This is a genomic window from Streptosporangium sp. NPDC023963 (genome assembly GCF_040639135.1).
Lineage (GTDB): Bacteria > Actinomycetota > Actinomycetes > Streptosporangiales > Streptosporangiaceae > Streptosporangium.
The window spans coordinates 438,822-457,619 of the sequence record NZ_JBEZZK010000002.1 but is presented as its reverse complement, the minus strand read 5'-3'; the positions used below and the strand labels follow the sequence as shown (position 1 = coordinate 457,619).

Below are 18,798 nucleotides of genomic sequence, written 5' to 3'. Positions count from 1 at the left end.
CCCCCGCCGGCCGAAAAGGAATCGCTCGCCCCGACGGCTCTGCCGGCGCCTGTTCACGCCCGACCACGAAGGCGTCGGCCTGCGACGCGCCTGTGCGACCGGGCGAGCGGGTACGCCACGAACCCGCCCGGCGAGTGCCCCCGGCGGCTTCGCCGTACGAGTACACGGCGACTCCGAGCCCCGATCGGCTACCTGCGGGTGCGCGCGTCGTTCACGAGGCGAGCGTGATCTCGGCCAGCTCGCGCCAGTCCCGCCTCCCACCGGCACGGGTCGCCTCGGTGAACGCGGTCTCGCCGAGGCGGTTCCGCGTGTCCGCGGCGATCCTGGAGACGTCCGGCTGCGAACGATCCGGCGTACCGCGCACGCCGTCGCTCGCCGCGAGCAGTCGCACGGCCTGCTCGTACCGTCCCTGGCGCAGCGCGAGATCCGCGACCCCGATCAGCACCTCGGCGATCAGCGGCGGGTACATCGTCTCCGCAGCCGCGTGGAACGCCTCGGTCCGGTACGCGCGGGCCTTCTCGAGATCCTCGGTGAGGTAGCCGTACAGGTCCATGACCTTGGCCTTGGCGCGGCCCCTGTCGTTCAGTTCCTCGTTGCCCAGCATCGTCCGCACCGTGGCCAGGTGCCGGTGCGCCTCGTCCGGCTCGCCGCGCCAGCGCGCCAGCTGCGCCTTCGAGAGCGCCAGCTCGGCGAGCGTGTCCGGCCAGGCGATCTCGCCCGTGCACCGCTGTGCCTCGGCCATGGCGGACATGCTGGACCGCTCGTCGCCGAGCAGCCAGTACAGCTGGGACTGCCGCGCCCGCAGGCCGATCACGTCCTCGGTCGCGCCCACCTCGGTCAGCGCCACGACCGCCTCCTCGTAGTGCTCACACGCGCGTGCGAGCTCGCCGCGCATGGCGAGCCGGTCGGCCAGGAAGGTCAGCGCCATCGAGATCCCCCACCGGTCGCCCAGCGCGCGGAACTCGGCGAGGGCGATCTCGGCGTCGACGTCCACGCCGGTCTCGTCGCCGCCGAGCGTGAGCCGCAGCCGGCTGCGAGTGAGCCTGGCCTGCGCGCGCACCCACGGATCGTCGTCGGCGATGAGCGGCTCGAACGCGGGCAGGAACTCCGTCGGCTCCCGCAGCATCCGCTCCAGCGGCCCGATGAACCCGAGCAGCGAATTGCGATGCCCGCCGCGCCGGGTGAGCCGGTGCGCCTCGTGGATCCACTCCCGCGCCTGATACTGGTCGCGGCCGGGCCCGGAGGTCACGAACACCGTCACGATGGTGTACGCCATCGCCCGCACATCGTCGGACACCTCGCCGGGCAGCGAGGCCGCCGCGATGCTCAACTCGGTGCCCTCGGCCCTGTGCCCGCTGAGGTACCAGTACCAGCCCACGGCCCCGACCAGCCGCATCGCCTCCTGTGCCCACCCCTCGGCGATCGCCCCGCGCAGGCCCGCGCCGATGTTGTCGCGCTCGGCGTCGAGCGTGGACAGCCACTCCAGCTGCCCGGCCCGGCGCAGGTGCGGATCGGCCGTCTCGGCCAGCTCGGTGAAGTACGCGAGGTGCGCCCGGCGCGCCGGCTCGGTCTCCCCGGCCTCGGCGAGCCGGTGCGCCGCGTACTCCCTGATGGTGTCGAGCATGCGATAGCGCGGCGTGCCCTCGCCGTCGGCGAGCAGCAGCGACTTCTCGATCAACGCGGTCAGCACGTCGAGCACCTGCTCCCCGGCGAACGCCTCGTCCCCGCACACCCGTTCGGCCGCCTCCAGGCTCGCCCCGCCGGAGAACACCGAGAGCCGCCGCAACACGCCGCGTTCGGCCTCGGTCAGCAGATCCCAGCTCCAGTCCACGACCGCGCGCAGCGTCTTGTGCCGGGGAAGCGCCGTACGGCTGCCGCCGGTCAGCAGACGGAACCGGTCGTCGAGCCGACGTGCCAGCTGGTCGACGGACATGGTGCGCAGCCGTGCCGCGGCCAGTTCGATCGCCAGCGGCATCCCGTCGAGCGCCCGGCAGATCCGCGCCAGGGCCGACAGGGTGTGCGCGTCGGAGCCGATGTCCTTGCGCACCAGAGCCGCGCGGTCCCGCAGCAGCCGCACCGCGGGCGAGGACCCGACCTCGGCGGGGTCCGCTCCCTTCGCGGGCAGCGCGAGTGGCTCGACCTGCCACAGCACCTCCCCGGTGATGCCGAGTGGTTCCCTGCTCGTGGCCAGGATCCGCAGCCTCCGGCACTCCCCCAGAAGCCGGTCCGCGAAAGCCGCGGCCGCCTCGATCATGTGCTCGCAGTTGTCCAGGATCAGCAGGATCGCGCGCTCCCGGAGGGCGGCGATGAGCCGGTCCATCGGTTCCCCGCCCCGCGCGCCGCCGAGCAGCGCCTGGTCACGCAGGCCGATCGCGGTGAGAGCGGCCTGGGCCGGCTCACCGCCCGCCCTGACCGGGGCCAGTTCGATCAGCCACGCCCCGTCCGGAAGCTCGGCGAGCATCGTCCGAGCGGTCTCCGTGGCCAGCCTCGTCTTGCCGGAGCCGCCCGCCCCCGTCAAGGTGACCAGCCGGTGCCTGGTCGCCAGGTCGGCGACCCCGGAGACGTCGTCGTCCTTGCCGAAGAAACTCGTCAGCTCGGCGCGCAGGTTCGTCCTGTGGTTCTCCGCCCGCTCGCCCAGTTCGCCCCGCAGCAACGCGGTGTGCAGCGCGGAGAGCTCGGCCGACGGATCGGCGCCCAGCTCCTCGGCGAGCCGCTCGCGCGTCCGCTGGTACGCGGTCAACGCCTCGGCGCCCCGCCCCGCCCCGGCGAGCGCGCGCATCAGGGCCGCCACGAACCCCTCCCGCAGCGGATACGTGGCGACCAGCTCGGTCAGCTCGGAGATCAGCTCCGGACCGCGGCCGAGGCGGACATCCGCGTCCACCCGGTCCCCGAGCGCGGCGACGTGGAGTTCGCCCAGGCGCGCGACCGCGGCGTCGAACACATCGCTGTCTCGCGGCGCCACGTCCGCCAGGGCCGTGCCGCGCCACAACGCCAGGGCCGAGCGCAGCAGGTCCGCCCGCGCCGCGGGCTCGGTGGCGGCACGGGCCTGGCCGACCAGGTGCTCGAACCGGTACGCGTCCACGGCGTCGGGAGCCACCGCCAGCCGGTACCCGCCGGACTCCGCCTCGATCACACCGTCCGGCAACACCCTGCGCAGCCTGGACACCAGCGCCTGCAAGGCGTTCACCTCGTCCGCGGGCGGCCGTTGCCCCCAGATCCAGTCCACCAGCCTCCCGCGCGAGACGATCCGGCCGGGTTCGAGGGCGAGTGCGGCCAGCAGCGCGCGCAGCCGGATCCCGGGAACCTCCACCACGACCCCGTCGCGATTCCGGACCTCGAACGGCCCAAGCAGTCCAACTCGCACACCAGTCATTGTGCCGAACCGTGTCAGCGGTCGTGTCAGCACGGCGACGGCCCGGTATCAGCGCGGTCGGCGAGGGTGGACGACCATGGAGCACACCCTCACCACGCTGCCGGCCTCGCGCCGGCCCGGCTGTCCCTTCGACCCGCCCAAGGAGCTGATCCAGGCCCGCGAGCACGGCCCGATCAGCCGCTACACCTTCCCCGACGGGCACGAGGGCTGGCTGGTCACCGGATACGACCTGGCCAGGTCGGTCCTGGCCGACTCGCGGTTCAGCTCGCGCAAGGAGCTCATGCGCCACCACCCGCTGATCGACTACGGCGACATCGAGGTCCCCCCGGCGCCGCCCGGCGAGTTCCTGCTGATGGACGATCCGCGGCACAGCCGCTACCGCAAGCCGCTGGTGGGCAAGTTCACCGTACGGCGGATGCGGCTGCTCACCGAGCGCGTCGAGCAGGTCACCGCCGAGCACCTGGACGCGATGGAGGCGGCCGGGCCGTCGGCGGACCTGGTGACCGCGTTCGCCAGGCCCATCCCCTCCGTCATCATCTGTGAGCTGCTGGGCGTGCCGTACGAGGACCGGGGCTTCTTCCAGGAGAACATCGACAAGTTCCTCGGCGGGGAGGTCGGCGACGAGGAACTGTTCGCGGCCTACACCGCGACCCAGCGGTACCTCGCGGAGCTGGTGGCCGCCAAGCGCGCCAACCCCACCGACGACGTGCTCAGCGACCTCACCGACACCGATCTGACCGACGAGGAGCTGAGGGGTGTCGCCCTGATCCTGCTGGCGGCCGGGTTCGACACCACCGCGAACATGCTGGCGCTGGGCACCTTCGCGCTGCTGCGGAACCCGGAGCAGCTGGCCGCGCTGCGCGCCGACCCCGGGCTCACCGACGGGGCCGTGGAGGAGCTGCTGCGGTACCTGAGCGTCGCCAAGCAGTTCCAGAGGGTCGCGCTGGAGGACGTCGAGCTGGGCGGCCGGACCGTCAAGGCCGGCGCGACCGTCATCCTGTCCTACAACACCGCCAACCGCGACCCCGAGCGCTTCGCCGATCCCCACGCGCTCGACCTGCGAAGGCAGGACGGCGGGCACCTGGCCTTCGGCCACGGCATCCACCAGTGCCTGGGCCAGCAGCTGGCCCGCGTCGAGATGCGGGTCGCCTTCCCCGCGCTGTTCGACCGCTTCCCCACGCTGCGCCTGGCCGTACCGGCCGAAGAGGTCCCCCTGCGCCCGGAGATCGCGGACATCTACGGGGTCAAGAGCCTCCCGGTCACCTGGGACGTGTGACCGCGAGAACCCGGCAGGAAAGGTGCAAGCGGGTGTCTAGCGTGATGCAATGATCGGCTGACACGATCGGGGCTGCTTTGAAGGAGGCTCCCGTGCGTCGTTCCATCCCCCTGGCTCTCATCGCCGCGATCTTCGCGCTGTCGGGGACAGTGATCTCTCCCGCCCAGGCCGAGAGCGGGCCGTGCAGGCCCGGTCAGGGTGTCAACCTGCGCGGCAAGGACTTCACCCGGGGGGCACAGCTCCCCGCCGTCCTGCGCTGCGCCGACCTGACCAAGGCCAAGCTGGACGGCGTGGAGCTGCTCCAGAAGGACCTCACCGGAGCGGTCCTGCGCGACGCCTCGCTCAAGCAGGCCAACCTCACCCAGGCCACGCTGAAGTACGCCGACCTGCGGGGCGCCGACCTCTCCGAGGCCGACCTGGGGCAGATGCACGCCGACCACGCCGACCTGCGGGGCGCGATCCTGATCGACGCGGAGGCGGGGCAGGCGGAGTTCCCGCACGCGAACCTGACCGGGGCGACCCTGACCAGGGCCGAGCTGACCCAGGTCGACTTCACCAACGCCAAGCTGGTCGACGCCGACCTGGAGGAGAGCACCCCCGGCCAGCTCAAGGCGCGCAAGGCCGACTTCACCCGGGCCAAGCTCCGCGAGGCCAAGATGAGCCAGGCGAACCTGCGCAACGCGACGTTCAAGGACGCCGACGTGAGCGAGGTCGAGTTCACCCAGGCCGAGCTGGACGGCGCCGACTTCACCGGCGCGCTGGTCCAGGACGCCTCCTTCGTCCAGGCCGACGACGCCGACCTCACCGGGTCCAAGGGCACCCCCACGGGTCTCACCGCCGCGGCGCCGACCTCGCTGCCCGATCTCGACATCTTCAACACCGAGGAGAGGGACACCCCCGGGGACGAGCCCGCCCCGAGCGGCGGCCCGTCCGTGGGACTGGTCATGGTCGTGCTCAGCGCCGTGGGCCTGGCGCTGACCGTGGTGGCCTGGGGCGTCAGCGCCCAGCGGCGGACCCGGCGCAACGCCCAGTTCGTCATGATGCGGCGCGGCGCCGAGGAGGACATCACCCGGCTGGGCGAGGGGATCGACCAGCTCGACTACGAGTTCCAGGTGAACGGGCGCGGCGGCATGACCGCCGACCGCGACTGGCGCCTCGCCCTCGACGCCTATGAGGCGGCCAAGCAGGCTCTTCTGGTCGCCCGCCGCCCGGAGGAGCTGCACTTCGTGGCCCGCGCCGTCCAGGACGGCGGGGCCGCCCTGGACCGTCTCCGCTCCCGCGTGCACTAGAGCCTGTACGGACCTCGGAGTGCACGATTCGTATGTGGTGTGGTCACAGCAACCAGCGAGCGGGGCCGCCCGGTGCGGGCTGGTACCGGAAGAGGTGGCCGGTGCGCAGTGAAGCCCGCAGGTGGGCCCCGGCCAGGGGCGCCGCCGCCTCCACCCGTTTGACCGCCGCCCACAGCGCCCGGGTCGCGTTGACCCGGGCCCGCTCGGCCTCGCCGGACTGGCCGCGGGCCCGCCCGCCCAGCCCGGTGGCCTTGCGCAGCTCGGCCAGCAGGGCGGTCCGCTCCTCCTGGACCACCCTCGCCCGTTCGGCGTCGCCGGCCCGGTCGGCCGCGTCGAGGTCCTCGGCGAGCGCCTCCAGCCGGCGCCGGTAGGCCGCGCGGGCGACGGCGTCGAGAATCGGGGCGCCCTGGGGGACGGCGAGGCCGGCTCCTCCTGCGACGAGGTCCAGCGCGGCGATCTCTCGCCTGGGCGCGGCCAGCAGGATCCGCAGGTACTCCATGCCGCGTCCGTCACGCAACCGGGCCGCCTCGGTGCCGGCGTCCAGTCGCCAGTCCTCGCCGTCGCGCCGCAGGGACCACTCGTTCGCCGGTGGGGTCAGGGTGGCCAGGAACGCTCCCATGCCGAGGCGCTGCGCGATCGAGCGGGCCTGGTCCAGGTCCTCCTCCGCCCGGAGCGGGTCGCCCGCACCGTCGCGAGCGGTCAGCGCCCGTGCCCGGGCGGCCAGCGTGCCGGCGAGCCAAGGCAGCGCTCCGAGCCGTCGCTCCAGCGTCACCGCGACGTCCAGGTGGGTTATCGCGAGGTCGAGCCGGCCAAGTCGCATGGCGAGTCGGCCCAGGTAGTCGTCGACCGGGCCGCTGATCATGTTGGCGCCGCCCGAAACGACCAAACGCCCGTGGTAGCGGGCCAGCGCGTCGTACAGGGCCTGGGCCTGCGCCGGTTCGCCGACCAGCGCCGCCACGATCGCCAGGTCGGCGCACACCCCGAGCCAGCGCGGCCCCGATCCGGCGAGAACAGCCGGCAGCAGTCGTTCGAGCTCAAGACTCGCCTCGTCGCCCCGCCCGGACTCGGCCAGTGCCCGGGCGGCGGCGGCCTCGAAGAAGTGACCGGGCAGCCGTCGGGCCATGTCGTGCCAGGGAGCCGTGAGCGAGCCGTACTCGCCGCGCGTCATGGCCAGGGCGGCGCGCAGCGTCCCGACCAGGCGTTCCGTGTCCGCGAGCCCCGCACGCCCGCCCAGTACGCCCACCTCGGCGGCGAGCGTGGCCGCCGTGTCGAACCGTCCCCGGATCGTCGCCAGCATCGCCTGACGCGCCAGCACCACCACCGCCGCCTCGGAGTCGCCGGCCAGTGAGCCGGCCCGCGCGTAGGCCGTCAGCGCGGACTCGGCCGCCTCAAGTTCTCCCAGCTCCGCCAGGGCGATGAAACGCCAGAACAGTCCGCGCCGCTCGGCCGCGGCGTCCCCGGCCCGCCGGGCCTGTGTCACGATCTCCGACGCGGTGGCCAGCCGTTCGCGGGCGGCCGCGGGATCCCACAGCGCGTGCAGCCCGGAGTCGAGGACCTCGGCGATCACGCCGGGAGTGCCGACCTCCCGGGCCAGCGTCACCGCCTCGTCGATCAGCGTACGCCGGCGCTGTCCGGCCGACGGGTCGCCCAGCAGTTCACGCGCGAGCCTGGCCAGTACACGGGCCCGGGCCTCAGGAGCCGGCGTGCGTTCGGCCGCGGCCTCCAGCAGACGGATGAGACCGGGGTCGAGATCGAGGAACTCCGTCCGCGACGGCGCGGCCAGCGCCAGGTGGAGGACCGGGTCGCAGGTGACGTCAAGGCGAGCCAGCTCGTCGGCGAGGCCGAGTGCGGCTCCGGGCAGCCCGCCCGAGGCCAGCCACACCGCGTGGACCGCGTCGGCGGACAGGCCCGGGCTCAGCTCGGCGAGCTCCGGTTCCGTCAGGCCACGCAACCGCATCTCCGGCTTCAGTCCGGTGGGTTCCACGGCGGTCGCGACCAGGATCGTCGCGCCGGACACGAGCCGATCCAGCGAGGCCGGCAAATCGACGGCGAACGTGTCGACGTCGTCGATGTCGTCGATGAGGAGCAGGCGCGGGCCGTCGGTCGCCTGGGCGAGGCGATCCGGCGACCGAAGCCAGGACACGGTGGGCGCTGTCGCACGGAAAACCGGGATCTTCCGTTCGCGGGCCAGATCCACGGCGGCGTCGATCAGCGCTGACTTGCCCGAGCCGGGCGGGCCGGTGACGACAAGCCGGCCGCTGTCCCCCGCCGCGGCCCGGTCGAGCAGCCGCGCCACCGCGGCGAGCTCCCTTTGGCGTCCAATCAAGGCCATCTGTGCAGCGTAACGACTTGCCGCGACCACCCCTCACTGGTTCTGAGGCTCTGCCCTCCGGCGCGCCTGACCGGTCTCGGATGGCTGTGGCCTGCGTCACGTACAAATCGTGCACCCCTCGGTTACGCCCTCTGGGTGAGGTTTCTTTGCGAAAGAGGGGAACATGACGGACACACGTGACATCCGGTTTTTCGGTGGTCTGGCCGGTGACATCCGGGGCACGGACGCCGACCGCCCGCCGCTGGTTTTCGTGCACGGTCTCACGTACGACCGCCGCCAGTGGGGACCGCTGCTGGACGAACTGGCGACCGTCGATCCGGGCCGGCGGGTGCTCACACTCGACCTGCCCGGGCACGGGGGGTCGGCGCGATGGGACGGCTACGACCTCGACAAGGTCGTGGCCGCCCTCCACGCGGCGGTGACCGAGGCCGGACTCGCCGCGCCGATCGTCGTGGGGCACTCCCTCGGGGGCGTTCTGGTGACCAGGTACGCCGCGGCCCACGCGACCCGTGGCGTGGTCAACGTCGACCAGCCGTTGCTCGCGGGCACGTTCGGCGATGTCCTGCGGCAGGCCGAACCGGTGCTACGCAGCCCGTCCTGGGGTGAGATCTGGGACCGGATGCTCGGCAACATGCAGGTCGACCGGTTGCCGCCGGCGGCGCGGGACCTGGTCTCCACGGCCACCGATCCGCGGCAGGACCTGCTCCTCGGCTACTGGAACGAGATCCTGGTCACCTCCGCCGAGGAGCTCGGCCGCCGCCAGACCCACGTGCTGGGCGTGATCCGGTCCAGCGGGGTGCCGTACCGCTACGTGACCGGCCATTCGCCGGATCCGGCGTACGAGGGATGGCTGAGGTCCGCCCTGCCGGACGTCACCGTCACCGTGCTGCCCGGCAGCGGCCACTTCCCGCACCTGGTGCACCCGCGCGAGATGGCCGGGATGCTGGCCGGCTGAGCCGGCCCGCTCCAAGACGTCCTTCCACACCACATCCCCGCCGGCCGGGCCCGCCCGGCCAGCTTGACGATCGGAATGTTCGATGACGCTGTCGGACCGGCTGCGCGACGACGCCGCAGCCCTGCAGGACGACTTGGTACGGCTGCGGCGTGACCTCCATCGGTACCCGGAGATCGGCCTCCACCTGCCGCGCACCCAGCTGGCGGTGCTGGACGAGCTGTCGGGGCTGGGGTTGGAGATCACCCTGGGCCGGTCGCTGAGCTCGGTGACCGCGGTGCTGCGCGGCGGGCGACCGGGCGAGGCGGATCCCGGCGGCGAACCCGCCCCCGCGGTGCTGCTGCGCGCCGACATGGACGCCCTGCCGATCACCGAGCTGACCGGGCTGGACCACGCGAGCCAGGCGGACGGCGCCATGCACGCCTGCGGGCACGACCTGCACACGGCGATGCTGGTCGGCGCGGCCCGGCTGCTCGCCGCGCACCGCGACGCGCTGGCCGGCGACGTGGTGTTCATGTTCCAGCCGGGCGAGGAGGGCTGGAACGGCGCCGCCCGCATGATCGAGGAAGGGGTGCTGGACGCGGCGGGACCGCGGGTCTCCTCGGCGTACGGCATGCACGTGCGCTCGTACGGGACCCCCGCCGGCCAGTTCCGCAGCAGGCCCGGCCCGTTGATGGCGTCGACGGCGGAGCTCAGGGTGACCGTGCGCGGAGTCGGCGGGCACGCCTCCATGCCGCACCTGAGCCGCGACCCGGTCACGGTGGCGGCGGAGATCGTGACCTCGTTGCAGACCCTGGTCACCCGGCGCTTCGACGTCTTCGACCCGGTGGTCGTCACGGTCGGCTCCATCCACGCCGGGACCAAGTCCAACACCATTCCCGACACGGCCACGATCGACGCCACGGTACGCACCTTCTCGCCGGCGAACCAGACGCGGCTGCCCCGCGAGGTCACCCGGCTGTGCCTGCACATCGCCGAGGCGTACGGGCTGACCGCCGAGGTCGACTACGTCGAGGGCTACCCGGTGACGGTGAACGACGAGGAGCAGTACGAGTTCGCCCGTACGGTGGTCTCCGAGGTGCTCGGCGCGGAACGGTTCGTCCCGATGGCGTCCCCGGTGAGCGCCGCGGAGGACTTCTCCGAGGTGCTCGACGAGGTGCCCGGCTGCTATCTCATCCTGGGCGCGAGTGCCGCGGACGATCCGGCCACGGCGCCGAGCAACCACAGCCCGCGAGCGGTGTTCGACGACGGAGTGCTCTGCGACGGCGCGCTGGTTCACGCGGAGCTGGCGATCCGGGCACTGCGCCGGCACGCGGAGCGGCGATCACTCGCCGCCCCGCGTGGATCCGTGCCGGGTGAGGTCGCATAGCGGCCGCGCCGCTTCCTGCCGCGGCGGCCTCGCGCGGCAGGAGTGGGTCCTGTCGGCGGCCATCGCGCCCGGGCGGGTGCGTGGCGACCGGCGGGTTCGAGTACGGCGGCGACGGGCGCATCCGCGTCCTGCGCATCCGTCCCTGACCTCGACCGCCCACCGCCTCGGGGACCCGGGACGGCGGGATCGAGCGGACGGGTCAGATGCCGCTGGGGGTCATCGGCTGCATGAGGCGGCGGGCGGCCTCGGTGACGGAGCCGGACAGGGAGGGGTAGACCGCGAAGGTGTGGGCGATCTGGTCGACCGTCAGCCGCTGCTGGACGGCGACCGAGACCGCCAGGATCAGCTCCGACGCGCGGGGGGCGACCACCACGCCGCCCAGGATGATGCCGGTGTTCGGGCGGCAGAACAGCTTCACGAAGCCGTCGTTGAACCCCTGCATCTTGGCGCGGGCGTTGGTGGCCAGCGGCAGCTTGACGATGTTGGCCTCGATCTCCCCGTTCTCGATCGCCCGCTCGGCGATGCCCACGGCGGCGATCTCGGGGTCGGTGAAGATGGCGGAGGCGACGGTGGCCAGGCGGAGCGGGTGCACGGCCTCGCCGAGGGCGTGCCAGACGGCGATCCGGCCCTGCATGGCGGCGACCGAGGCGAGCATCAGGACCCCGGTGCAGTCCCCGGCCGCGTAGACGCCGGGCGCGGAGGTGCGGGAGACCTTGTCGACCTGGATGAACCCGCCCTTGTCGAGGGTGATCCCGGCCTCCTCGAGACCGATCCCCGCGGTGTTGGGGACCATGCCGACCGTCATGAGGCAGTGGCTGCCCTCGGCGGTCCGGCCGTCCTCCAGGGTGACGACCACGCCGTCCGGGGTGCGCTTGACGGACTCGGCGCGGGAACGGCCCATGACGTTCATGCCGCGGCGCCGGTAGACCTCTTCGAGGACCTCGGCGGCGTCGGCGTCCTCGTTGGGCATCATGCGGTCACGGGAGGAGACGAGCGTGACCTCGGAGCCCAGCGAGCGGTAGGCGCCCGCGAACTCCGCGCCGGTGACGCCGGAGCCGACCACGATGAGGTGCTCGGGCAGCTCCTCCAGGTCGTACAGCTGGCGCCAGGTGAGGATGCGCTCGCCGTCGGGCTCGGCGCCGGTCAGGATGCGCGGGGTCGCGCCGGTCGCCACGATGACGACGTCCGCGCGGATCGTCCGGTCTCCGGCCCTGACCACCTGCGGGTCGACCAGCCGCCCCGGAGCCTTGATCACCTCGACGCCCTCCGCCGCCAGCCGGGCGGCGATGTCGGCGGACTGCGCGCGGGCGAGATCCTTGACGCGCCTGTTCACCAGCGGCATGTCGGCGGTGACGCCGCCGACGTCGCCGTCGGGGCCGCCGGTGTAGTGGACCCCCAGCATGCTGGCGTCGAGGAGCGCCTGCTTGCGCACCGAGGTGGCGATCAGCGTCTTGGACGGTACGCAGTCGGTGAGGACGCAGGCCCCGCCGGGGCCGTCCTGTTCGACCACGGTGACCTGCGCTCCCAGTTGGGCGGCGACCAGCGCCGCCTCGTATCCGCCGGGACCGCCACCGATGATCACTATCCTCGTCACATAGCCCATTCTCCCGCATGGTGGGACCGGACATCGCTCGGCATCCCTCCTAAACCACGGAACCCCCACAAAACCACCGGGATTCCGCGAGACATCGGCGTGGCTTCGAAGCCGGGTGAGCGTCTCGCGGATCTTGGATTAGTGTTTGTCTCCGTGCCTGTCTACGCCGCTTACGGCAGCAACATGGACCCGAAGCAGATGGCCCAGCGGGCCCCTCACTCCCCGATCAGGGGGACGGGCTGGCTCCAGGGCTGGCGCCTGACCTTCGGCGGGAACGATCTCGGCTGGGAGGGCGCGCTCGCCTCCATCGTCGAAGACGCCGCCGACCAGGTTTTCGTCGTCCTCTACGACGTGCCCGAGTGGGACGAGAGCTCCCTCGACCAGTGGGAGGGCGCGGCCCGCGGCCTCTATCACAAGGTCAAGCTCCGGGTGCAGACCATGGAGGGCGAGATCGTGGCGTGGTTCTACGTGCTCGACGGGTACGAGGGCGGGCTGCCCTCGGCTCGCTACCTCGGCATCCTGGCCGAGGCCGCCGAGCGCGCGGGTGCCCCCGACGACTACGTCAGGGAGCTGCGCGGCCGTCCCTGCACCTCCCTGGGGAGCTGAGGGCGACCTTCCCCGGGAACTCCCGGGGAGCCGGCGGCTCCGGGAACCGCCGGGAAGCCGGGGGCGCCACCCGTCACCGGCCGCGCGCGAGCACGCGCGGAAGTCCGCCGGGCGGCTCGCCGGGATCACCGGGATCACCGGCCGGATCAGGTCGGGGGCCTGGTCGGGCGCTCCGCTCGCAGGTGACACGGCGCGGCGCGAAGACGGATGACCGGTACGCTCAGTGACGTGACCAATGACCCATATGCACTCGCCACCGACGCCGCGGACGCGCTGAGAAGCGCCGTCGGCGTGGATTCCTTCGACGTCGCGCTGGTGATGGGGTCCGGCTGGGTCCCGGCCGCCGACGCGATCGGCGAGACGGTCGCCGAGATCCCGGTGACCGACCTGCCCGGCTTCGCGCCGCCCGCCGTGCAGGGCCACGCGGGCCGGATCCGCGCCGTCAGGACCGAGTCGGGCAAGAACGTGCTGATCTTCCTCGGCCGCACCCACCTCTACGAGGGCCGCGGCGTGGAGCCGGTCGTGCACGGCGTACGGACCGCGATCAGGGCCGGGGTGGGCACGGTCGTGCTGACCAACGCCGCCGGGGGCCTGCGCCCCGAGACCCAGGAGGTCGGCGAGGCGGTGCTGATCAGTGACCACATCAACCTGACCGGCGCCAGCCCGATCACCGGCGCCACCTTCGTCGACCTCACCGACGTCTACACCCCGCGCCTGCGCGACCTGGCCCGCGAGGCCGACCCGTCGCTGGCCGAGGGCGTCTACGTGGCCTTCCGCGGCCCGACGTACGAGACCCCGGCCGAGGTCCGCATGTGCCGCATCCTCGGCGGCGACATGGTGGGCATGTCCACCGTGCTGGAGGCCATCGCGGCCCGCGAGGGCGGCGCCGACGTACTGGGCATCTCCCTGGTCACGAACCCGGGTGCCGGGCTGGTGGGCGAGCCGCTCAACCACGAGGAGGTGCTGGAGGTCGGCCGGACCACCGCCACGCGCATGGGCGGCCTGCTGGCCGGCGTCGTCGGCAAGCTGTAAGCCGGCGGACCGACTTCAAGGATCAACAGGAGGCGGGCCCGGCGAGCGGACGGGCCCAGGCCCCGAGAGGTGACGATGAGCAGCGATCTCGCAGGACTCGCCCGTTCCTGGCTGGCCCAGGACCCCGACCCCGACACGCGCGCGGAGCTGGAGAAGCTGCTGGAGAGCGGCGACGACGACGCGCTGCGCGAGCGGTTCGGCTCCAGGCTGGAGTTCGGCACCGCCGGGCTCCGGGGCGAGCTGGGAGCCGGTCCCAACCGGATGAACCGGGTGACGGTCATGCGCGCCGCCGCCGGGCTGGCCCGCGTTCTCGGTCCCGGCAGACACGTCGTGATCGGCTACGACGCCCGGCACAAGTCGGACGCCTTCGCCCGCGACACCGCGGCCGTGCTCACCGGGGCCGGGCTGCGCGCCTCGATCCTCCCCGGTCCGCTGCCCACCCCGGTGCTGGCCTTCGCCGTCCGCCACCTCGGCGCCGACGCGGGCGTGACCGTCACCGCCAGCCACAACCCGCCCCGCGACAACGGCTACAAGGTCTACTGGGGAGACGGCTCCCAGATCGTCCCGCCGGTGGACGCGGAGATCTCCGCCGCCATCGACGCGACGGGGCCGGTCTCCGAGCTGCCCCTCGGCTCCCCCGGCGACCCGGCCTGGAGCGAGCTGGACGACGGCGTCGTGGCCGCCTACCTGGAGGCGGTGACCGCGCTCCCGATCGGCGGCGCGCGCGAGCTGCGGGTGGCGTACACCCCGCTGCACGGCGTGGGCGGCGACACCCTGGCCAGGGCCTTCGTCGCCGCCGGGTTCGACGCGCCCGCGACCGTCGGGGCGCAGGCCGAACCCGACCCCGACTTCCCCACCGTCGCCTTCCCCAACCCGGAGGAGCCCGGCGCGATGGACCTCGCGCTGGAGCTCGCGGAGCGGGTCGGCGCCGATCTGATCCTGGCCAACGACCCCGACGCGGACCGTTGCGCGGTGGGCGTGCCGCTGCCCGGCGGCGGCTACCGGATGCTGACCGGCGACGAGGTGGGCGCGCTGCTGGGCGAGCACGTGATCCGGCAGACCTCGGGCGACGGCCGCCTGGTGGCGACCACCATCGTGTCCTCGTCCCTGCTCGGCAAGATCGCCGCCGAGCACGGGGTGCACTACGCCGAGACCCTGACCGGCTTCAAGTGGATCATGAAGGCCGGGGAGGGCCTGCTGTTCGGGTACGAGGAGGCGCTGGGATACAGCGTCGGCTCCGAACTCGGGCTGCCCGTGCACGACAAGGACGGCATCGGCGCGGCGCTGACCGTGGCCGGGATCGCCGCGCGGGCCAAGCTGGAGGGCCGCGGCCTGCTCGACCTCCTGGACGACCTGGCACGCCGTCACGGCCTGCACGCCACGTCCCAGCTGTCGTTCCGGGTGGCCGACCTGTCGCTGATCACCGGGGCCATGGCCCGCCTGCGGGCGACGCCGCCCGCGCGGCTCGGCGGTCGCGAGGTCGAGGCGGCCGACGACCTGAGCCTCGGCGCGGGCGGGCTGCCGCCCACCGACGGCGTCCGCTACCACCTGGCCGGAGGCGCCCGGGTCGTCGTCCGCCCCTCGGGCACCGAGCCCAAGCTCAAGTGCTACCTGGAGGTCGTGGTCCCGGTGACCGGCGAGGTCTCCGCCGCCCGCGCGCTGGCCGTACGGGATCTCGACGCGCTGAAGGCCGACCTCACCGGGGCACTCGGCCTCTGACCCCCCCGGGACCGGCGTGGGAAGGCGCCGGCGGCGGGGGCGCCGTCGGGGGCGCCGTCAGCAGCCGGCCACGACCACCGGCAAGGTCCGGCGGGGGGCACCGTCAGCGGCCGGCCAGGATCAGACGAGGAAGGCGGCGACCACCAGCAGGGCCGCGGCCGCGAAGGCCGCCAGGGCGCTCGGCGCCCAGGTCACCTTGAGCGCGCCGGCCCTCGCCACGGTGCCGTCAGCGGTCCCGGCGGCGGTCCCGGCCTCGGGCTCCGCCGGAGTCCCGGTCGCCGTCGAAGCGCCGGTCGCCGCAGGGGTTCCGGGTGCCGTCGGAACATCGGTCGCCTTCGAGGCCTCGGCCATCGAGGCCGCGCGCCTGGCGGCTTCCGCGCGTTCGGTGATCTGCTCGGCCACCCAGTCGGCGTGGGTCTTTCCCGCCAGCGCCTCGGCGGCGGCCTGCTCGCCCTTCGAGCGGACCGGCTCGGTCCTGAAACGGCCCCGCGCGGGCACGGGCGCGGCCGCGGACCGCCCCCTGCGCGCGGCCGCCGCCCGCTCGCGGGCCGAGGCCTGCGGCACCCAGCAGCGAACCCTCTCACCGCCGGAGACGATCGTGATCGAGTGGGAGACCGTGACCTCGTCCACGTCCCGCCAGGGCACGAAGGCGTTCCTCAGCGGGTTGCGGACCCCGACGCCCTCCTCGGACAGGATGACCGCCGGGCGCAGGCAGGTGACGAAGACCAGCGCGGTCAGCACCCCCAGCACCGCCGCGGCGACCATCGACGCCTGCCCGCTGTAGCGGACGATCAGATCGACCGCGTTGAACGCGGCGAAGGCCATCCAGACCCAGCCGACGACCGTCGCGAGGGTGGAGCGGAACACCTGCTTCATCGGAAAGCTCACTTCACTCGTACGAGCCTGGTCACGCCTGCCACTTGAGGCGGGCGAAACCGGGTTTGATGACACCGTTGATGAGCGACAGGCGCTCGTCGAACGGCAGGAACGCGGACTTCATGGCGTTGACGGTGAACCACAGCATGTCGTCCCAGCCGTAGCCGAACGCCTCCGACAGCTTGGCGAACTCCTCGGAGACGGACGTACCACTCATCAGCCGGTTGTCGGTGTTGACCGTGACCCGGAAGTTCAGGCGGCGCAGCAGGCCGATCGGGTGCTCGGCGATGGAGGCCGCCGCGCCGGTCTGCAGGTTGGACGTCGGGCACATCTCCAGGGGGATGCGCTTGTCGCGTACGTAGGCCGCCAGACGGCCCAGCTTGGGCTCCCCGTCGCTCTGGACGGAGATGTCGTCGATGATCCGGACGCCGTGGCCGAGCCGGTCGGCGCCGCACCACTGGATCGCCTGCCAGATCGACGGCAGGCCGAACGCCTCGCCCGCGTGGATGGTGAAGTGGGCGTTCTCCCGCTGGAGGTATTCGAAGGCGTCCAGGTGGCGGGTGGGCGGGTAGCCCGCCTCCGCGCCGGCGATGTCGAACCCGACCACCCCGGCGTCGCGGTAGCGGACCGCGAGTTCGGCGATCTCCATGGACCTGGCCTGGTGGCGCATGGCGGTGAGCAGGGTGCCCACCCGGATGCCCCGCCCCTCGGAACCGGCGCCGAACCCCTCCTGCACGGCCTCGATGACCTCTTCGAGGCTCAGGCCCGCAGAGGTGTGCTGCTCGGGCGCGTAACGCACCTCGGCGTAGACGACGCCGTCCTCCGCGAGGTCCTCCGCGCACTCGGCGGCGACCCTGAACAGCGCCTCGCGCGTCTGCATGACGCCGACCGTGTGATCGAAGGTCTCCAGGTAGCGTTCCAGCGAACCGGAGTCGGCGGACTCCCTGAACCAGGCGCGCAGGCTCTCCGTCTCGGTGGCGGGCAACCTGTCGTAGCTCGACTCGCGGGCCAGGTCGATGATGGTCTCCGGCCGCAGGCCGCCGTCGAGGTGGTCGTGGAGCAACACCTTCGGAGCCAGGCGGATCTGCTCGAAAGTGGGTAGCTGACTCATCGTGTTCCTTTCAGTGTGGAGACCCCCGCCTTCAGGTCCGGGGAGGAAACGCGGCAGACGCGTGACGAACCGTCACCGGACGCCGTCCCTTCACCCGCCGTCGCGGTTGACGGTCTCCGGGGAGAAGGCCGGCAGGCAGACGGCGACGTACTCGGCGCCGTCGGGGCCCGAGCTGTAGCGGATCCGCTCCCCCGGCTCGGACACGAACACCTGCCCGGCGCCGACCTCGGTCGTACCTCCGTCGTGCTCCACGATGACGGTGCCCTTGAGCACCAGCGTGTACTCGGCGAACTCCGGTGTCTGGGCGGGCTCGTCCCACCCTGCCGGGGCTTTCATGTGCGCGATCGAGATCCCGGCGTCACCGGTGTTGGCCAGACCGACGTATTCGTCGATCGTCTTGCCACCCGGCACGGGAATCCGCGTCGCACTGTCGATTTTGCGTACCATCGGACCAGTCTGTCACCGGTCTCGGGGAGATGGCGCCTCTCGGCGCCCTCAGCGCCCTCGGTGCGCCGCCCGGCATGTGATCCGGTACGTGACTAGTGCGCGATGTCGACGACCAGCCGGTTCGGGCTCTTCTGCTCCAGCACCCGGAACGGCGCCTTGCGGTCGAGGACGACGCCCACGCTCACCACGCCCTCGAAGTCGCCTATCTTGACCACGTTCTGGACGTTGCCCAGCTTGGCCTGGAAGATCGGGCCACCCGTCCAGGTGGACTTGCCCGCCTCGGTGTGCGCGACGGCCGGGGTGATCGTCAGCTGCAGGTAGGCGCCGCCCTTGACGTCGACCGGATCTCCCGAGCCGTCCTGGATGAGCTTGGGCACCCACCGCGCGGTGTAGCCGGGCAGGTCTCCCTTGAGGTCGATCACCACCCGGTCGAACCCCTTGTGCTCCCCGAACCGGGCCCCGGTGACGGTCGGCTGGGTGTCGATGGGGCGGTCGACCTCGATCTCCTTGGTGCTCGTCGGGGGAAGCAGCCCGGCCGCGACGGCGGAGGGCGTAGAGGGCGGCGTGGTCACCGGATCCACCGGGGCCGTGGTCACCGGGCCCGCCGGGGCCGTGGTCACCGGGCTCGCCGGGGAGGGGGTCGCGGTCTGCGTGGTCGAGCCGCAGCCGGCCACCAGCAGGAACGAGGGGACGAGGGCGAGGGAAACGAGGGTGCGGTTCATGATGAGCCTCCTGCCCCGTTAGATGCTCAGGTCTCCGGGGAGGTTCACCCCTCCGGCCGTCCACATGCGCCCTGGCCGGATCGTGACACCTTGTCGAGGG

14 protein-coding genes are annotated in these 18,798 nt (G+C 72.8%); 7 read left to right on the top strand and 7 right to left on the bottom strand.

From position 1 onward, the window contains the following. Positions 1–211 precede the first annotated feature (211 nt). Positions 212–3,373, bottom strand: coding sequence for a BTAD domain-containing putative transcriptional regulator (locus AB0F88_RS08140; protein WP_362678829.1), 3,162 nt, complete (start codon positions 3,371–3,373; stop codon positions 212–214). Between the two features lie 76 nt (positions 3,374–3,449). On the opposite strand from AB0F88_RS08140, the gene AB0F88_RS08135 reads away from it, so the two are divergent. Together AB0F88_RS08135 and AB0F88_RS08130 are read left to right on the top strand one after the other, a co-directional pair. Beyond that, complete coding sequence (locus AB0F88_RS08135; RefSeq protein ID WP_362678826.1) at positions 3,450–4,649, top strand: cytochrome P450; 1,200 nt, start codon at positions 3,450–3,452, stop codon at positions 4,647–4,649. 92 nt (positions 4,650–4,741) lie between these two features. Continuing rightward, positions 4,742–5,938: a pentapeptide repeat-containing protein gene (locus AB0F88_RS08130; RefSeq protein ID WP_362678823.1), complete on the top strand. Its 1,197-nt coding sequence runs from the start codon at positions 4,742–4,744 to the stop codon at positions 5,936–5,938. 43 nt (positions 5,939–5,981) lie between these two features. On the opposite strand, the gene AB0F88_RS08125 is transcribed toward AB0F88_RS08130, so the two are convergent. Then, positions 5,982–8,270, bottom strand: coding sequence for an ATP-binding protein (locus tag AB0F88_RS08125; RefSeq protein ID WP_362678820.1), 2,289 nt, complete (start codon positions 8,268–8,270; stop codon positions 5,982–5,984). 163 nt (positions 8,271–8,433) lie between these two features. Here AB0F88_RS08125 and AB0F88_RS08120 point away from each other — a divergent pair, with 163 nt between their 5' ends. Both AB0F88_RS08120 and AB0F88_RS08115 read left to right on the top strand, forming a co-directional pair. Further along, a complete protein-coding gene (locus tag AB0F88_RS08120; protein ID WP_362678817.1) occupies positions 8,434–9,225 on the top strand; it encodes an alpha/beta hydrolase in 792 nt (263 codons plus the stop codon). A gap of 82 nt (positions 9,226–9,307) precedes the next feature. Next, positions 9,308–10,591 carry a M20 family metallopeptidase gene (locus AB0F88_RS08115; protein WP_362678814.1) on the top strand — a complete coding sequence of 428 codons (1,284 nt, stop codon included), beginning with the start codon at positions 9,308–9,310 and terminating at the stop codon, positions 10,589–10,591. Positions 10,592–10,790: 199 nt separating this feature from the next. Here AB0F88_RS08115 and AB0F88_RS08110 read toward each other — a convergent pair whose 3' ends face one another. Beyond that, complete coding sequence (locus tag AB0F88_RS08110; protein ID WP_362678811.1) at positions 10,791–12,185, bottom strand: NAD(P)H-quinone dehydrogenase; 1,395 nt, start codon at positions 12,183–12,185, stop codon at positions 10,791–10,793. Positions 12,186–12,338: 153 nt separating this feature from the next. Between AB0F88_RS08110 and AB0F88_RS08105 the strand changes: the two genes are divergently transcribed. From AB0F88_RS08105 to AB0F88_RS08095, 3 genes are all read left to right on the top strand, one after another. Then, positions 12,339–12,791, top strand: coding sequence for a gamma-glutamylcyclotransferase (locus tag AB0F88_RS08105; protein ID WP_362678808.1), 453 nt, complete (start codon positions 12,339–12,341; stop codon positions 12,789–12,791). Between the two features lie 228 nt (positions 12,792–13,019). Then, a complete protein-coding gene (locus AB0F88_RS08100) occupies positions 13,020–13,823 on the top strand; it encodes a purine-nucleoside phosphorylase (RefSeq protein WP_362678805.1) in 804 nt (267 codons plus the stop codon). 75 nt (positions 13,824–13,898) lie between these two features. Then, a complete protein-coding gene (locus tag AB0F88_RS08095; protein ID WP_362678802.1) occupies positions 13,899–15,542 on the top strand; it encodes a phospho-sugar mutase in 1,644 nt (547 codons plus the stop codon). Between the two features lie 120 nt (positions 15,543–15,662). Here AB0F88_RS08095 and AB0F88_RS08090 read toward each other — a convergent pair whose 3' ends face one another. The 4 genes from AB0F88_RS08090 to AB0F88_RS08075 form a co-directional block, all read right to left on the bottom strand. Further along, on the bottom strand, positions 15,663–16,418 hold the full coding sequence (locus AB0F88_RS08090; RefSeq protein ID WP_362678799.1) for a hypothetical protein: 756 nt from the start codon (positions 16,416–16,418) through the stop codon (positions 15,663–15,665). A gap of 31 nt (positions 16,419–16,449) precedes the next feature. After that, complete coding sequence (locus tag AB0F88_RS08085) at positions 16,450–17,529, bottom strand: adenosine deaminase (protein WP_362678796.1); 1,080 nt, start codon at positions 17,527–17,529, stop codon at positions 16,450–16,452. 90 nt (positions 17,530–17,619) lie between these two features. Further along, on the bottom strand, positions 17,620–17,976 hold the full coding sequence (locus AB0F88_RS08080) for an AraC family ligand binding domain-containing protein (RefSeq protein WP_362678793.1): 357 nt from the start codon (positions 17,974–17,976) through the stop codon (positions 17,620–17,622). 92 nt (positions 17,977–18,068) lie between these two features. Then, complete coding sequence (locus AB0F88_RS08075) at positions 18,069–18,698, bottom strand: hypothetical protein (protein ID WP_362678790.1); 630 nt, start codon at positions 18,696–18,698, stop codon at positions 18,069–18,071. Positions 18,699–18,798: the final 100 nt, after the last annotated feature.

What these genes read in the sequence shown, in the direction of transcription:
- AB0F88_RS08140 (WP_362678829.1), bottom strand. Translation starts at nt 3,373, where the DNA reads ATGACTGGTGTGCGAGTTGGACTGCTTGGGCCGTTCGAGGTCCGGAAT.
- AB0F88_RS08135 (WP_362678826.1), top strand. Translation starts at nt 3,450, where the DNA reads ATGGAGCACACCCTCACCACGCTGCCGGCCTCGCGCCGGCCCGGCTGT.
- AB0F88_RS08125 (WP_362678820.1), bottom strand. Translation starts at nt 8,270, where the DNA reads ATGGCCTTGATTGGACGCCAAAGGGAGCTCGCCGCGGTGGCGCGGCTG.
- AB0F88_RS08120 (WP_362678817.1), top strand. Translation starts at nt 8,434, where the DNA reads ATGACGGACACACGTGACATCCGGTTTTTCGGTGGTCTGGCCGGTGAC.
- AB0F88_RS08115 (WP_362678814.1), top strand. Translation starts at nt 9,308, where the DNA reads ATGACGCTGTCGGACCGGCTGCGCGACGACGCCGCAGCCCTGCAGGAC.
- AB0F88_RS08095 (WP_362678802.1), top strand. Translation starts at nt 13,899, where the DNA reads ATGAGCAGCGATCTCGCAGGACTCGCCCGTTCCTGGCTGGCCCAGGAC.
- AB0F88_RS08090 (WP_362678799.1), bottom strand. Translation starts at nt 16,418, where the DNA reads ATGAAGCAGGTGTTCCGCTCCACCCTCGCGACGGTCGTCGGCTGGGTC.
- AB0F88_RS08085 (WP_362678796.1), bottom strand. Translation starts at nt 17,529, where the DNA reads ATGAGTCAGCTACCCACTTTCGAGCAGATCCGCCTGGCTCCGAAGGTG.
- AB0F88_RS08080 (WP_362678793.1), bottom strand. Translation starts at nt 17,976, where the DNA reads ATGGTACGCAAAATCGACAGTGCGACGCGGATTCCCGTGCCGGGTGGC.
- AB0F88_RS08075 (WP_362678790.1), bottom strand. Translation starts at nt 18,698, where the DNA reads ATGAACCGCACCCTCGTTTCCCTCGCCCTCGTCCCCTCGTTCCTGCTG.